Annotated in this window: 13 protein-coding genes; 8 read left to right on the forward strand and 5 right to left on the reverse strand. The window is 72.3% G+C overall.

Annotation, left to right across the window (positions count from 1 at the left end; all coding sequences use genetic code 11):
• Nucleotides 1–120 precede the first annotated feature (120 nt).
• Nucleotides 121–303, forward strand: a complete 183-nt coding sequence (locus ACGFK0_RS29035) for a hypothetical protein (RefSeq protein WP_392910429.1) — start codon at nucleotides 121–123, stop codon at nucleotides 301–303.
• 73 nt (nucleotides 304–376) lie between these two features.
• Here the strand turns inward: ACGFK0_RS29035 and ACGFK0_RS29040 are convergent, their stop codons facing one another.
• Complete coding sequence (locus ACGFK0_RS29040) at nucleotides 377–1,021, reverse strand: TetR/AcrR family transcriptional regulator (RefSeq protein WP_392910431.1); 645 nt, start codon at nucleotides 1,019–1,021, stop codon at nucleotides 377–379.
• A gap of 137 nt (nucleotides 1,022–1,158) precedes the next feature.
• Here ACGFK0_RS29040 and ACGFK0_RS29045 point away from each other — a divergent pair, with 137 nt between their 5' ends.
• Nucleotides 1,159–2,943 (forward strand): serine/threonine protein kinase, encoded by a 1,785-nt coding sequence (locus ACGFK0_RS29045; protein ID WP_392910434.1) that lies wholly within the window; start codon nucleotides 1,159–1,161, stop codon nucleotides 2,941–2,943.
• A gap of 235 nt (nucleotides 2,944–3,178) precedes the next feature.
• Here the strand turns inward: ACGFK0_RS29045 and ACGFK0_RS29050 are convergent, their stop codons facing one another.
• Nucleotides 3,179–3,430 carry a DUF397 domain-containing protein gene (locus tag ACGFK0_RS29050; protein ID WP_392910690.1) on the reverse strand — a complete coding sequence of 84 codons (252 nt, stop codon included), beginning with the start codon at nucleotides 3,428–3,430 and terminating at the stop codon, nucleotides 3,179–3,181.
• Nucleotides 3,430–4,251: a helix-turn-helix domain-containing protein gene (locus ACGFK0_RS29055; protein WP_392910692.1), complete on the reverse strand. Its 822-nt coding sequence runs from the start codon at nucleotides 4,249–4,251 to the stop codon at nucleotides 3,430–3,432. The genes ACGFK0_RS29050 and ACGFK0_RS29055 overlap by 1 nt, the downstream gene beginning before the upstream one ends.
• 271 nt (nucleotides 4,252–4,522) lie before the next feature.
• Here ACGFK0_RS29055 and ACGFK0_RS29060 point away from each other — a divergent pair, with 271 nt between their 5' ends.
• The 6 genes from ACGFK0_RS29060 (at nucleotide 4,523) to ACGFK0_RS29085 (ending at nucleotide 11,498) form a co-directional block, all read left to right on the forward strand.
• Complete coding sequence (locus ACGFK0_RS29060; protein WP_392910436.1) at nucleotides 4,523–5,152, forward strand: ATP-binding protein; 630 nt, start codon at nucleotides 4,523–4,525, stop codon at nucleotides 5,150–5,152.
• A 114-nt stretch (nucleotides 5,153–5,266) separates the two neighbouring features.
• Entirely contained in the window at nucleotides 5,267–5,620 is a 354-nt protein-coding gene (locus ACGFK0_RS29065) for an STAS domain-containing protein (RefSeq protein ID WP_392910439.1), read from the forward strand.
• 194 nt (nucleotides 5,621–5,814) lie between these two features.
• Complete coding sequence (locus ACGFK0_RS29070; protein ID WP_392910442.1) at nucleotides 5,815–7,071, forward strand: M16 family metallopeptidase; 1,257 nt, start codon at nucleotides 5,815–5,817, stop codon at nucleotides 7,069–7,071.
• Entirely contained in the window at nucleotides 7,068–8,432 is a 1,365-nt protein-coding gene (locus ACGFK0_RS29075; RefSeq protein WP_392910444.1) for a M16 family metallopeptidase, read from the forward strand. Before ACGFK0_RS29070 ends, ACGFK0_RS29075 begins: the two co-directional genes overlap by 4 nt.
• 215 nt (nucleotides 8,433–8,647) lie before the next feature.
• Nucleotides 8,648–10,459 carry a sporulation protein gene (locus ACGFK0_RS29080; RefSeq protein ID WP_392910447.1) on the forward strand — a complete coding sequence of 604 codons (1,812 nt, stop codon included), beginning with the start codon at nucleotides 8,648–8,650 and terminating at the stop codon, nucleotides 10,457–10,459.
• A 157-nt stretch (nucleotides 10,460–10,616) separates the two neighbouring features.
• Nucleotides 10,617–11,498 (forward strand): hypothetical protein, encoded by an 882-nt coding sequence (locus tag ACGFK0_RS29085; protein ID WP_392910449.1) that lies wholly within the window; start codon nucleotides 10,617–10,619, stop codon nucleotides 11,496–11,498.
• Here the strand turns inward: ACGFK0_RS29085 and ACGFK0_RS29090 are convergent, their stop codons facing one another.
• On the reverse strand, nucleotides 11,499–12,272 hold the full coding sequence (locus ACGFK0_RS29090) for a hypothetical protein (protein ID WP_392910452.1): 774 nt from the start codon (nucleotides 12,270–12,272) through the stop codon (nucleotides 11,499–11,501). It lies immediately after the preceding gene.
• A 1,013-nt stretch (nucleotides 12,273–13,285) separates the two neighbouring features.
• On the reverse strand, nucleotides 13,286–14,170 hold the full coding sequence (locus tag ACGFK0_RS29095; protein ID WP_392910455.1) for a hypothetical protein: 885 nt from the start codon (nucleotides 14,168–14,170) through the stop codon (nucleotides 13,286–13,288).
• Nucleotides 14,171–14,230 lie beyond the last annotated feature (60 nt).

Here is a 14,230-nt window from a genome sequence, read left to right on the forward strand (position 1 = left end):
ATCCGGCCATAAACGGAACGATCACTCGGAATAAGTCAAAAGATCTTGCGGTTGCAACTACCGTGCGAACGCCCGTGATCCGGGTAGCACCCCCTGTCCACCGACACACGGAGGAGCACCGTGCCGAGCAGCATCCCCACAACCCGTACCGGCCGTGCACGTGAACATGTGAAGACCACGTCGCTGCGGGCCCTCGCGGTCGCGGCGCAGCTGGAACGCAATCACGCCCAGGAGGGTCCGCCGGGCAACGCGAACGGCCGGGTGGAGCGCGACGCAGAGCGTCGGACGCCCGACCCGGCCTGACACCGTTTCGTCCAGCCGGACCCCCGGCCGGACATCCGAGGCCCCCGTGACACCACGGGGGCTTCGGCTTTTCTCAGGGTCTCGCCACGTCGAAGAGCTTGTGGACGGAGGCGCGCGCGCGTTCCGCACCCACGCTGTCGGCCATCGCGGTGAGGTGTTCCGCGCTGAGGACGGCCAGCAGCGCGTGCGCCAGCGCGTCCCCATCGGCGACGATCTCGTCGAGCAGGATCGTCACGTGCCGATGCCAGAAGCCATAGGCGCCGATGCGGTACCGCGCACCCGGTGAAGCCGTTTCCGACATGCGGACCAGGGACAAGTGGGCCAGCACGTAGTCCAGGTAGGCGTCGGCGAAGGCGTGCAGACGTTCGGACGGTGGGACCGCCGAACCCGCATCGCCCGGCCCCAGAGGGGGCGGGCCGGACAGGATCGCGTCCTGCAGGTCGCGTTCACGTTCGTCCAGGAGCGCCACGGCCAAGCCCGCCTTGTCGCCGAAGCGGCGGAACAGGGTTCCCTTGCCGACGCCCGCAGCGGCGGCCACCGCGTCCATCGAGACCGACGCGACGCCGTGCCGGGCGAAGAGCGCGGCGGCGGCTTCGAGCACCTTCACCCGGTTGCGCGCGGCATCCGCGCGCTCCTTGGGGGGCGGCGTGCGCATCAGCTCCAGGTCGACACTCCTCCCGCCGGCCGGACCACGGTCCATCACCGCATCCCCTCCCATCAATCGGACTATAGTCCATTTAGGCCGGTATCGCCGGCTCCTTGATCATTTGCTTTGCGGAGCGCCTACCATCATCTGGCCATAGGCTTGCTGCAATGTCTTGCCGATGAGCCGAAAGTGACGGGGGAGCGAGTGGCGTGACGGACAGGACGATGCCGGACGCCCTTCCGCTGCGGTCGGGCGACCCGACCGAGCTGGGCGGGTACGTGATCTTGGGCCGCTTGGGCGAGGGCGGTCAAGGGGCTGTCTTCCTGGGTCGACCCAGCGGCGCGGCCCAGACCCTCCCCACCGTCGACCACGTCGCCATCAAGCTGCTGCACGGAGGGCTCTCCGGGGACGAGTCCGCCCGCGCGCGCTTCGTCCGCGAACTCGAGGTCGCCAAGCGCGTGGCGCGGTTCTGCACCGCTCAGGTACTGGACGCCGACGTCGCGGGCGACCAGCCCTACATCGTCAGCGAATACGTCCCCGGCGTGTCACTGCATCATGTCGTGCGCACGGAGGGCCCGCGCACGGGTGGCGCGCTGGAACGGCTCGCCATCAGCACCCTTACCGCGCTCACCGCGATCCATCAGGCCGGGATCGTCCACCGCGACTTCAAGCCGCACAACGTGATGATGGGGCCGGACGGCCCCCGCGTCATCGACTTCGGCGTGGCGCGCGCGCTGGGCGCGGCCGGTGAGACGCAGAACGTCGGCACGCCCGCGTACATGGCGCCCGAGCACTTCACCAGCGGTGAGGTCAGCACGGCCTCGGACATGTTCGCCTGGGGCACGACCATGGCGTTCGCCGCGACCGGACGTCCCGCGTTCGGCAACGACGAGATGGCCACGGTCATGCACCGGATCCTTACCGCCGAGCCGGACCTGGGCGACCTGCCCAGCCCGATGCGCGAACTCGTCCTGGCATGCCTGGCCAAGGAGCCCGCGCAGCGCCCGACCGCCCGCGAGGCCCAGGAACGCCTGGTCGGCGCGGCCGGCGGCTCGTCCTCGGCCCCGGCGCCCATCCAGCCGCTGCCCGCGTTCCCCGGAGTCGCGGCCGGTGCGGTACTGCCGCCCGACCACGTCACGGACCCGTCCGGCGTCAGGCACCAGACGGCCCCGCAGCCTCCGCCCTACGGAGAGCAACTCCATCCCCAAGGCGAGCAGCCGCCCTATGGGGCACAGCAGCCGCCCGGTGGGCACATGCAGGGCCCGCCTGGCACGCCCCCGCCGGTTTCCCTAGGGCCACCCCAAGCTCATGGGCTGGACGGTAAGAGGAGCGGGCGTCTCGTCCCGATCGCGGCGGCCGCCGCAGTGGCGGCCGTCCTCGCGAGTGGCGCCGTCTGGGCCGCGACAAGGCCGGGCGACGACAACGGCAACCAGAAGCAGACGGTGGCGTCCGACCAGACCCAGGGCACGCAGGGCGGTTCCGAGTCCGCGAACGGCGCCGGCGGTGAAGCCCAGAGTCCGACGAAGAAGCCCCGGCAACCCAAGGGTGAGCAGAGCCGGAACCCCGCGGACCCGAACTCGTCCCAGAAGCCCGGCACGCCGCGGCAGCCGGGAGATCCTGAACCGACGACGGGCAGTGGCGGCGGGGGCTCCACGCCCGACAAGGAACCGGCCAACAAGTACAGCCCGCAGCAGGTGTGCAACAACGGCGGCCATGGAGGCGGCTACTACGTGCAGCGATCGCTGCGCGTCTCCGGAGGCATCGCCTACCTGCTGTACAACAACTCCACTTACAACTGCGCCGTCACGATAAAGACGGTGAACGTGGGCACCAAGTCCCCGGTGTCGGTCTGGATCCAGAAGCAGGGCGGCAGCACGATCGCCGACAGTGGACAGTTCGACTGGTACGCGGGACCGGTGTACGTGAAGGCACCCGGCACCTGCGTCCGGTTCGGCGGCAACGGCCAGTCCGCCCCCTACGGCAACTGCGGCTGAGGGCCGACGGCCGACCCTCTCAGAGGCCGACCCTCATAGAGGCCGACCCTCATAGAAAAGGCCACCCTCGCGCCTGGGGTGGCCTCTGCTCTGATGGCGGTCGGGTCGACGTTCGGCGCACCGGAGCCGACCCGCCGCGTTTCGGACTGGCCACCGGGGTTCCCGCCCCTAGGAACTTCGTCGTCCCCATTGCGGCGGGTCAAGCGGCGGCTGCTGGCGGTTTTCCTGGGGTGTTTCAGTTACGGGAGGCGATGAGATGGTCGAAGTCGCCATCCTTGGCTCCAAGGATGAGCGCCTCGATCTCCGGACGGGTGTAGATGAGTGCGGGGCCGTCGGGATGACGGGAGTTGCGCATCGCGACCCGCCCGCCCGGCAGTTCGGCGATTTCGACGCAGTTCCCCTGGGAGTTGCTTCGCCGGGACTTCAGCCACCGCGCCCCCTGGAGGTTGGTGGCCGGCATCCCGTTGTCGTAGTAGTTCTGGAGCATCATGTCTCTCTGAGAAGATCACCGAGAAGCTCGACGGTGCGTTCCGGTGTCGCACTGTCGACGCACAGGCGTTCCATCGCCTGCAGATAGGTGTCGACGTCGTCGCGCTTGTCCAGGTACATCGCGCCGGTGAGGTTCTCGACGTAAACCACGTCCGGCAGGTCCTGCTCGGGAAAGCGCAGGATGGTGAACGCGCCCCCCTCGGCGGCGTGGCCTCCGAACCTGAACGGCATGATCTGGATGGTGACGTTCGGCAGCTTGGACATTTCGATGAGGTGCTCGAACTGGCCCCTCATCACCTCCGGGCCGCCGATGGGACGCTTCAGCGCCCCCTCGTCCACCACCGCCCACAGGCGCGGAGCGTCCGGGCCTGTGAGGCGTTCCTGCCGTTGCATGCGGAGTTCCACGCGTTGGTCGATTTCGTGTTCGGCGGCTCCGGCGTTGCCCAAGCGGATCACTGCCCGCGCATACCCCTCCGACTGCAGCAGTCCCGGAACGAACTGCAGTTCATATGTGCGGATCAACGCCGCCGACTCCTCCAGGCCGACATAGGTCTGGAACCAGCCGGGCAGCACATCGTTGTACCGGTGCCACCAGCCTGGGGTGTTGGCCTCCCGCGCAAGCTGCAGCAGCGCCTCGCGTTCTGTCTTGTCGCTGACGCCGTACAGCGAGAGCAGGTCGTCCACGTCTCGCTCTTTGAAGCTGACCCGTCCGAGCTCCAGGCGGCTGATCTTCGACTCCGACGCGCGGATGACGTAGCCGGCGTCCTGACGGGTCACGCCCTTCTGCTCGCGCAGACGGCGAAGCTGCGACCCGAGCAGGATCCGACGAACCGTCGACCCGCTTCCCGGCGTCTCTGAAGTCACGCCCAACCTCCCGGCTATTCGGCGGACAGCGAACCTAGTGTGCCACTGGCCTCAGTGTCCTGCGGTTACCTCCGATCAGCTCGCGTACATTCGCGCCGCCCCACACCCTCACATCGCGGATGCACGTGCATTGGGCCTTGCATTCGCACGCTACGATGCGCAGGATAACGCACGAGACTTCCGAGCACGGCTGCACAACGAGATCACTCTGCGGGGTCCGGTTGGAATGACGTCACGCCACGCGCACGACGACACGCGGTGGGAGCTCGGCCCCTTCGTGGGGCCGGCCGATCCGCACGGCCATGCCGGGTGCTCCACGCCCGTCCCGGAGTCGTCCGACCTGCCCCCTCGCCTGGACACGGCCGTGACGGCCCTGACCGAGCTGCGGGGCCCCACGGTCTCGTTCACGGTCAAGCCCGATCCGGAGTCGGTCACCGAGGCACGACATTTCGCCGTGTCGCGGCTCACCGAATGGGGCGTGCCCGAACTCACCGACGACGTCGGCCTCGTCGTCTCCGAACTCGTGACGAACGCACTACGGCACAGCGGGGGGACGACCCGCGGCCGGCCGGGCGGCCCGGTGATGGACGACGTACACCACGAGGGCGTGTACGACGACCCGGCCGATCCGCTCGGCTCCGCACCGTCCGCCATCAGGCTGCGCCTCGGCCACCAGGCTCCCTGGGTGCTCTGCGGGATCATGGACGCGAGCCCGGCCGCGCCGCGCCGCAAGGAACCGGACTACATCGCCGAGACGGGCCGCGGCCTCCACCTCGTTGAGTCGTTCAGCGTCCGGTGGGGGTGGCGCACCATCCCCCAAGGCAAGATCGTATGGGCCCTCTTCCGTTCCCCATGAGGACCAGGACGGGTTCCGTCCCGCGTAACGACGTGCCATAGGGGTAACAAACGAGTTCCCACTAGGCTCGGCGGGACGGGCGGCAGGCGAGACGAGCGGCAGAGAGGAGAACCGGTGGACTTCGCGGTCGAGCATCGCGTCGAAAAGGGCCTCACGGTCGTGAAGATCAGCGGTGAGATCGACGTCTTCACCAGCCCCCGGCTGCGGGAAGCCCTCCTCGACATCATCGACAACGGCGGCGCCCAGCTGGTCATCGACCTCGGCGAGGTCACGTTCCTGGACTCCACGGGCCTCGGCGTGCTGGTCGGCATCTACCACCGGCTCCGCGCACGGGACGGCTCGATGTCCTTCATGGGCGTCAACGACCGGGTACGGCGCGTCTTCCACGTCACCCAGCTCACCAAGATCTTCGTCTTGCACGCTTCCCTGGAGGAAGCCGTCGCCGCCCACGAGTCCCCGGCCTCCTGACTCGCCACCTCATCCCGATTCGGTGGGGTTCATACGGGTTTGCCTGTACGGGTTATCCACAGTTTGCGTGGGCGCGCCTCCGGCCGCGGGTACCCGGTACGGTGAGACCGAGATCAAGCCCGCCGCCTGGGTACGTCCCGCCGACGCGCGCGGTGCTGTCCGCCAGCCGACCCATCGAACGGACGGAGCGCTCCGTGGCAGAACAGCCGCTGCATGAGCACACGCTCGGCAATGGCCTGCGCGTGGTGGTCTGCGAAGACCATGTCGTACCACTGGCCGCCGTGAACATCTGGTACGGGGTGGGCTCACGACACGAGCGGGCCGGCCGCACCGGGCTCGCCCACCTCTTCGAGCACCTCATGTTCCAGGGCTCGGCGAACGTCGCCGAGGGCGAGCACGCCGCGCTCCTGGAGAGCGCCGGTGCCGCGTTCAACGCCAGCACGTCGTTCGAGCGCACGAACTACTACGAGACGGTGCCGGTCAGCCATCTGGAGCTCGCGCTCTGGCTGGAGGCCGACCGGATGGGCACGCTGCCCGCCGCGCTCACCCAGGCCAACCTCGACAACCAGCGCGACGTGGTGAAGAACGAGCGCCGCCAGCGCTACGACAACCAGCCCTACGGGACGGCGTTCGAGCGGCTGTGCGCGCTGACGTTCCCCGAGCGCCACCCGTACGCGCACACCCCCATCGGCTCCATGGAAGACCTGGACGCCACCACCCTCGAAGACTGCGCGGACTTCTTCGCCACCTGGTACGCGCCGGGCAACGCGGTCCTGTCCGTCGTCGGCGACGTCGACCCCGAGAAGACGCTGAACGCGGTGGAGCGCTACTTCGGCGGGCTGCCCGCCGGCCCGGAGAAGCCGCCCGCGCGGCCCGGCGAACTCGGGCCGCTGAGCGGTGTCCGCGGGGAGACGCTCGACGAGGACGTCCCGTCCCCCGCCTACTTCGCGATGTTCACGCTCCCCACCGACGGCGGAGACGACGTCGAGGCCGCCGAGCTGGCGGTCGAGATCCTCGGCGGCGGCTCCGGCTCCCGCCTGTACGACCGGATGGTGCGGCGCGACGAGATCGCCACCGAGGTGTGGGCCGGGGTGACGCGGCTGGCGTCCGGCCCGTCCCTGGCGATCGTGGACGCGATCGGGCCGGAACCGGACAAGATCGCCGCGGTGCTGGACGAGGAGCTCCGGCGCTTCGCCGACGAGGGCCCGGACGCCGACGAGACCGCCCGCGCCACCGCCCAGGCAGAACGCGGCTTCCTGGAGCAGACCGAGACCGTCACGGGCCTGGCCAACGCCCTGTCGCAGAACGCCACGCAGTTCGACGACCCGGCCCGGGTCTTCACCGCCCCCGGCCGCGCGGCCTCGGTCACCGGAGACGCGATCAAGGAGATGGCGGGCCGCTGGCTGGCGCCGGGCGCCCGCACCGCCCTGACCTACGGAGGCACCTCGTGAGCAGCGGCCTGGACCTGCAGCCTCGTCCCGTCCCCGGGCCCGTCCCGGCCTGGTCGTTCCCGGCCGGCACCGCGGGCCGCGTCCCGGCCGGCCCGGCGACGCTCCGCTGCGACCTGCCCGGGCGCCGCCTCGCCGCGGTCCGGCTCGTCCTGCACGCCGGGGCGGGACGCGAGCCGTCCGATCTCGACGGTGTCGCGACACTCGCTGCGCACGCGCTGACGGAGGGCACCGAGCCGGGCGGCGGCACCGCGCTGACCGCCGCGTTCGAGCGGCTCGGCGCCAGTTTCTTCGCGCACGCCGACCTGACCGCGCTGCGGATCGCGCTGGACGTCCCGACCACGCGGCTCGGCGCGGCCATGGAACTGTTCTCCGAGGTCGTGCGGCGCCCGGCACTCGACGACGCCGACGTGCGGCGGCTCGTCCGCGAACGCCTGGAGGAGATCGCGCAGGAGGATGCCGACCCGGGGTCGCGCGCCATGCGCGAGCTGCGCGCCGTGATGTTTCCCTCCGACGCCCGCGCGGCCCGCCCGACCGGCGGCACCCGCACCTCGGTCGGCGCGCTCCAGGGGTCGGACATCCGCGGCTTCTACGGCTCCGTGGTGCCCGCTGAGGCGACCGCGGTCGTCGCCGGTGATCTGTCCGGGGTCGACGCCGGCGCCGCTCTCACCGCCGCCCTGGAGGGCTGGTCCGGCACCGGGGGGCCGCTGCCGACCGCCGACCGGATCCTGCCGGAGTCGGCCGCCAGGATCGTCGTCGTCGACCGTCCGGGGTCGGTGCAGACGTACCTCAGCTTCGGGCACGGCGTCCCCGACCGCTCCCACCACGACTGGCCGTCCCTGACGGTCGCGTCGCACGTGCTCGGCGGCGGGCTCACGTCCCGGCTCAACGCGGTGCTGCGCGAGGAGAAGGGCTACACCTACGGCATGCGCGCGGGTCTGCTCCGGATGCGGCACTGCGGGCTGTTCATCGCGCAGGGCGCCGTCCACACCGAGGTCACCGCCGACGCCGTCGCCGACGCACTGACCGAGCTGCGCGGCATCCTCTCCCGGGGGATCGACGCCGACGAGCACGGCTCGTCCGTCCGCGCGCTGGCCGACCGGGCTCCCGCCGAGTACGAGACGGCCCGCGCCGTCGCCGCCGAGCTCGCCGACGTGTCCGCCAACGGCCTGGGCGCCGACTACCCGAACGCCTACCTGGCCGCCGTACGCGCCTCCACCCCGGACGGCGTCGCCCGCGCCTACCGCAAGCACGTCGACCCGGAGGCGCTGACCGTCATCGCCGTCGGAGACGCGGCGCAGATCCGCGAACCGCTGGAGAAGCTCGGCTACGCCACCGTCACCGTCACCGCCAAGGAGGAGTGAGGCCTCCGGCCGCGGAACCCCTCCCCGGCAGGAACCGGCAAGGTGCGAACTTCGTACCGTGCCGGAGGAAAAAGCCACGGTATTCCGCTTCGCGGTGTGAACCGATGGCATGGTGGAGTAGGTCTAACTCGCATCGGCCCGCTTCGCGCGGGCCGACTCAAGCGGGCTGACTCGTGCGGGGAAACGTCCTCGCCGCCGGAAGAGGGGAACGGCCGTTGTCCTACGGGCAGATGGCGGGCGGCGGCCCGTCCGTCGACACGATCCTGTCGGAGCCGAACTGCAAACCCGGCGGGGTCGTGGCGGGCAAGGTGCATCTGCGCGGCGGCGCCCAGCCCGTGGAGATCCGGCACGTGACGCTGGCGCTCATGCCGCGCATGCAGAACGGCTACGGCGGTGAGACGGCCGGGCCGGAGGTGTACCGGGGCGCCCTGACGCGCGGTTTCCGGCTGGACACCGCGCAGCAGCGCGACCTCGCGTTCTCCATCCCGCTGCCGTACGAACTGCCGTTCACCACCGTGCTCGGCCACGAACTGCCCGGCTTCACCATCGGGATGTGCACCGAGGTCGACGCGGCCGGCCAGCCCGACCCCGGCGACGTCGACCCGATCTCCGTCGAGCCGCTGGAATCCCAGCAGTGGGTGCTCGCCGCGATCGCCCGGCTCGGCTTCCAGATCTCGAACGTGACGTTCGAGGCGTCCAAGCTGCGGGGCGTCTCCCAGCAGCTGCCGTTCCACCAGGAGATGCACCTCAACCCGCCGACGTCGTACCAGGGCCGGATCGACAAGGTCGGGCTGAGCTTCGTGGCCAGCCCCCGCACCATGGCGTTCGTGCTCCGCGCCGAGGACCGCGAGGCCCCGCCGGACGAGTCGTTCGGCGTCTTCCAGGTCCCGCACGGCGAGGCCGCCGAGACCGACTGGAACACCAAGATCGGCCAGTGGCTGGAGGCCGCTGTCGCGCTGCCACGCTCGTCCCGCCCCGGCTCCGCCCACAGCGCTCCCCCACCCCCTCCGGGCCAGGCACCGCCCCCTCCGGGCCAGATAACACCGCCTCCCGGCCAGATGGCCCATCCTCCGGGCCAGATGACGCCGCCGCCTCCCGGCCAGGCACCGCTGCCCCCTCCCGGCGGCCCCTCCGCCTTCCCGCCCCCGCCGCCACCGGCACAGCCCGCCGCCGCGTCCTACGGAGGCCCCGGCGAGTACGGCGGTCCGGGCAACGCGCAGTTCCCGCCGCCCGCACCCGCCCCGGGCCAGGCGCCCGCCCCCGTGCAGGGCCCCGGCCACGGCCACGCGCCCGGCCCCATGCAGAGCCCCGGCCACGGCCAGGTGCCGCCCCCACCCGGGCCCGCCTACCCACCGGGCCCGTCGCAGCCGCTCCCCCCGCCACCCGGCGGCGTCCCCGGCCACGCACCAGGAGCCTTCCCGCCGCCCCCTCCGGGCGCGCCGCCCGCGCATTCACCCATGCCGGGCCACGGCGGCCCGCCCGCGCCTCCCGGCCACGCGCCGCCCGGGCCGGTACCGCCCCCCGCACCCGGGGGCGCCGCACCGTACCCGCCGCCCGCCCACACCGGGCCGCCGCCGCCCGCCCCGCAGGGTCCCGCGCCGTACCCGCCCGCACCCCACGGCCAGCCAGGCCCGCCGCCCCTGCACGTCCATCACGGTTCGCCGGGCTACCACGGGCACCGCGGCTACGGCGGCTACGGCGGCTACGGCGCCGCCGCGGCCGGTGTGGTCGGCGGAGCCGCCGCGCTCGGCGCAGCCGGAGTCGCGGGCGGCATGGCCGTCGGCGCGATGGGGGACGCGGCCGGATACGCGCAGAATGTCGCCGGCTACGTCGCGGGCGCCCCCGTGGACGCGTTCGGCAACGCCATCGCCGGCTACGCGGGCCAGGCCGCAGGCGACATCGCCGGCAACATGGTCGCGGACGCCGCAGGCGGCGTCGCCGGCGATATGGCGGGGAACGTGGCCGGAGAGATCGCGGGCGGCGCCGCCGAAGTCCTCGGCGGCCTCCTGGGCGGCCTGTTCGGCTGACCCGCACGAACAAACCACCCACCACGGTCCGAAGACGGCTCTGTCCGCGGGGCGGGCGCGGGAAATGCCGGGCCTTTTGGACGAGATCCGCCGCGTCCTCCGCCAACACGGCCGCGGATGGTTATCGTCGAAAGCGCAGCCCCTTTCGAGGAGTCACATGACCACCGTGGTCCTTGTCCTGCTCTGCCTCGCGATCGCCGGACGCGAGCTCTACCTGGCGTCCGACAAGCGGCTCCCCCGCGCGCAGGCGGAACTGCGCGACCTGCGCAACCAGCTGTCCGAACTCGCCCGGCGGCACGAGGCGCTCAGGACCGTGGTCGACGAGGCGACCGAACCCGCCGGCATCACGATCCCGCCGCCGCAGCCCGAAAGCCCGCCTGGCGAGGTGATGGACAGGCTGGATTCCGTCACCGGCCGGCTGGACCGGCTGGAGAAGCAGTTCGGTGACATCTCCGACGAACTGGCGGGCGTCGACCTCGACCGCGATGCCCAGCGTGCCCTCGCCCGCTCGCTGGACGCGGTGGAGCAGGACGTCGTGGAGCTGCACCGGGAGATGCTCGACCGTCTCGACCGCGAGGAAGGCGTCGTCACCGGCGTCCTGCTCAGCGAGGAGGGCGAGGCGGAGGCGCTCCTCGCCGACGCGTACGAACGGTGCGCCGCCGAGTACGGGCTGCGGGCCCGGGTCCGCGACGGGCGTTCCGCGCAGGCCACGGGCACCTACCGGGGAACGGTGTACTACCTTTCGGGCCGACGCCCGGAGGTGCTCGCGGAGGACATGTTCACCCACGTCCGCGGCCTGTACGACCCGCACGACTCCTCCGCCCTGAACGCGCTGCTCACGGAACTGGCGGCGCTGCGCGGCGGAGGCGTCGCGCAGTTCGGCCCGTTCACCGCCGTCAGCACGCAGAGCGCACTGGTCTGCGGCGTCCTCCCGGAGGAGGGCACACCGCCGACCGAGCCGTGGCAGCTCGTGGACCATCTCCGCGAGCTGCCACCCGACCGGCAGAGCGACCTGTCCTGGCTGCGCTCGGACGACTGATCAGGGCCGGACGAAGCGGGGCGCGACCTCCGTCCGGTCCACGTGGAACGCCAGCAGGCACCGGGGCACCCGGGCCGCGTCGAGCTGCAGGCACAGCCCGAGCCCGAGGTCCGGATCGACGAGGACCACGCGCCGCAGCGCCCACAGCGCCTGCCTGACCCGCGCTCGTGTCTCCGGACGCGCCGACTCGTGCAGGGTCCCCGTGACGACCTGGCCCGCGTATCGCCACAGGGCGGCCGAGTCCAGCACCCGTACGCCCGCGGCCGTCAGGTTCGCGACGATCACGACACCGCTGTCGTCGTCCTCCGCCACCGGCGGTACCGGCAGCGCCCCCTCACCCGGCAGATCACGCGGCGCCCGCGGCCCGCCCACGGCACGGTGGTACCGCAGCGGATCGAGCGTGTCGATGACGAACGCCCCGGCGTAGGGCCGCGACGCGCGGGGGCGCCCCGGCCGTTCCCGCAGCGACGTCCGCGCGGTCCGCATACCGAGCTGGGCGCTGAGGTCGAACACCATCCCGGCGTCGTCCAGCCATGCCGGAACCCGGAGCCTGGCCGCGGACTTCCGGTCGAGGGCGTCCATGGTCCGCCACAGCTCATCGGTGCGGCGCGAAAGCGTCGCCGCCATCCCCAGCCCGGGGAACGCCCCCTCCAGCACCGCGAGCATCGCCCGCCACGTCGTGCTACCGACGAACTCGGCCACGAACGCGTCCGCCAGCGCCTTGCGCCGCTCCGGGTCCGCCATCGGCCCCGGCCGCACCGGCGGCGGCGTCATCTCGGGTCTCGTCCGCGGCGGCTCGGCCGACAGCCCCTTCCCCGGCAGGAAAGGCTCGTCACCGGCCCGCTCATGCCGTCCGGAGGATCTGCCCTCGACGCCCCGCCGCGCAGCCGCGTCCCCCGCCGGGGAACCGGCTCCAACGCCCGACGGGTCGTGCGACGGAGACCGTCCCGAAGGCTCGTCCCTGCCCGGCGGCTCACCAGGAGCGCGCCCCGCCGCCGTCCCGAAGGACGGAGCAGGCTGCGGCACGGTGCCCGGCCCACGCGACTGCCAGGTCGCGGGTGAATCCGGCGGAACGCTGGGAGAGGAACCGGCCCCAGCACCCGGCGGAACGTGCGGTTCCCAGGACGAAGGCGACTCGGCTTGCGGGGCGCCCGACGCAGAACCAGCCGGGGAACCGGCCCCGGCCACCGGCGAGGAACCCGCCTCCGAAGCCGACGGGACGTGCGGCTCCCACGACGGGGACGGCTCGGGTTGCGGGGGGCTCGGCGGAGAGGCGGGTTGCGGTGCGGCGCCGGGGTCGTATGGGCGCCGGGCAGGCGGCTCCGTGCCGCTCGTCGGCGAGGCGGGGCGGGTGGGGGGTGGGTTCGCCGGCGCGTGCGGTGTCCATGGGGCGGACGACTCGGGGCGCGGGCGCCTGGGTGGTGGTGGCGGGGATGCCGGCGTGTCCGGAGGGCGGCGGGACGGAGTGTCGCCAGGAGCGTGGCGGAGGGGCTCCACGCCAGAGGGGGGTGTGGCGCCGGGCGGTGGGGTCGGCTGGTGGGGGGTCCAGGGCGGGTCGTTCGCGGGGGCCTCCTCGACGGGGACCCAGTCCGAGGGGGGTTGGTCTTCTTGCGGGGCGGAGCTTCTGCCCGCCACGTGGACGTCTTCCGGGTAGGGGCCGGGACGCGGCCGGGGGGCGGCGTCTTCCGGCTCCGGGGGGCCGGGGTCCTCGGGTTCGGGGCTTGGACGGTCGCGCGGGCCGAATCTCACGTGTCGATCCTGCGCTCAGATCAAGATCATCGGCAAGTTCATCGGCGGCTTTCGGGTGCGCCGAAGAGGGCGGCGCACAGTGATTCGAGACGGTCCGGGCCGTCCTCGGCGGGCAGCACCGTGAGGACGGGAGGCTCGCCGGTGTCGAGGCGCAGGCGGACCGACACCTCGCGGCGCATCGGGTCGTCGGTGCCCTGAGCGGCGGCGATGTCGCGCAGGCCCACGGAGACGAGTTCGGGGACGTCGACGACGAGGGGCTGTTCCCCGGCGGGGAGTTCGTCCAGCCAGAGGTCGAGGACGCGGCGGGCGAGGCCGTTGAGGAGGCGCCCCCACGGTTCCAGGAGGGCGGGTGGGACATTTTCGGTCTGCAGTTCGGGGAGCCCGAATCTGGCCAGGCCCTTGGTGGTGAAGAAGAAGCCGTCCGGGCCCGAGGTGTGCGGGAGCAGCATCCAGTCGGTGAGCCGGAAGGTGCCGTCCGGGCCGGGCAGGGAGCGTTCCAGGTGGGCGAGAGGCAGGACCTGCGGGGTGAAGACGTCGATCACGGGGGCGGTCAGCGCGGCCCCGACGGCGCCGGCGACGGCGCGGGCGGCCCATTCGTGCGCGGGCGGGCGGCCGGGACGGTACGCGGAGCTGACCGCGAGCAGGTGCGCGGCGGAGTCGATGGCCGTGAGGTCGGACGGGGCGGCCCTGTAGGCGGCGAGGAGGTCGCCGGGAAGCGGCGGGAAGTCGCCGGCGGGGCGCTGGTCGAGGGTGAGCATGGGGCTGTCGAGCATGCCGAGGACCAGGTCGCGGAGGGGCGGCCGGGTCCGTCGCGTCACCTCGTCATGGGCCAGTGCGGCCGGGTCGGCGATGGGTGTGGGGAGCGCCACGGCGTAGGTGCCGTAGAGCGTCTCCGGGACCGCCAGCGTCAGATTCCGCCCCAACTGTTCCCCCGGTGGCCTCGATGCACGAATCACCATCGATCAGAGCGGACGGGAACGGCG

Source organism: Spirillospora sp. NPDC048823 (genome assembly GCF_043198445.1).
Lineage (GTDB): Bacteria > Actinomycetota > Actinomycetes > Streptosporangiales > Streptosporangiaceae > Spirillospora.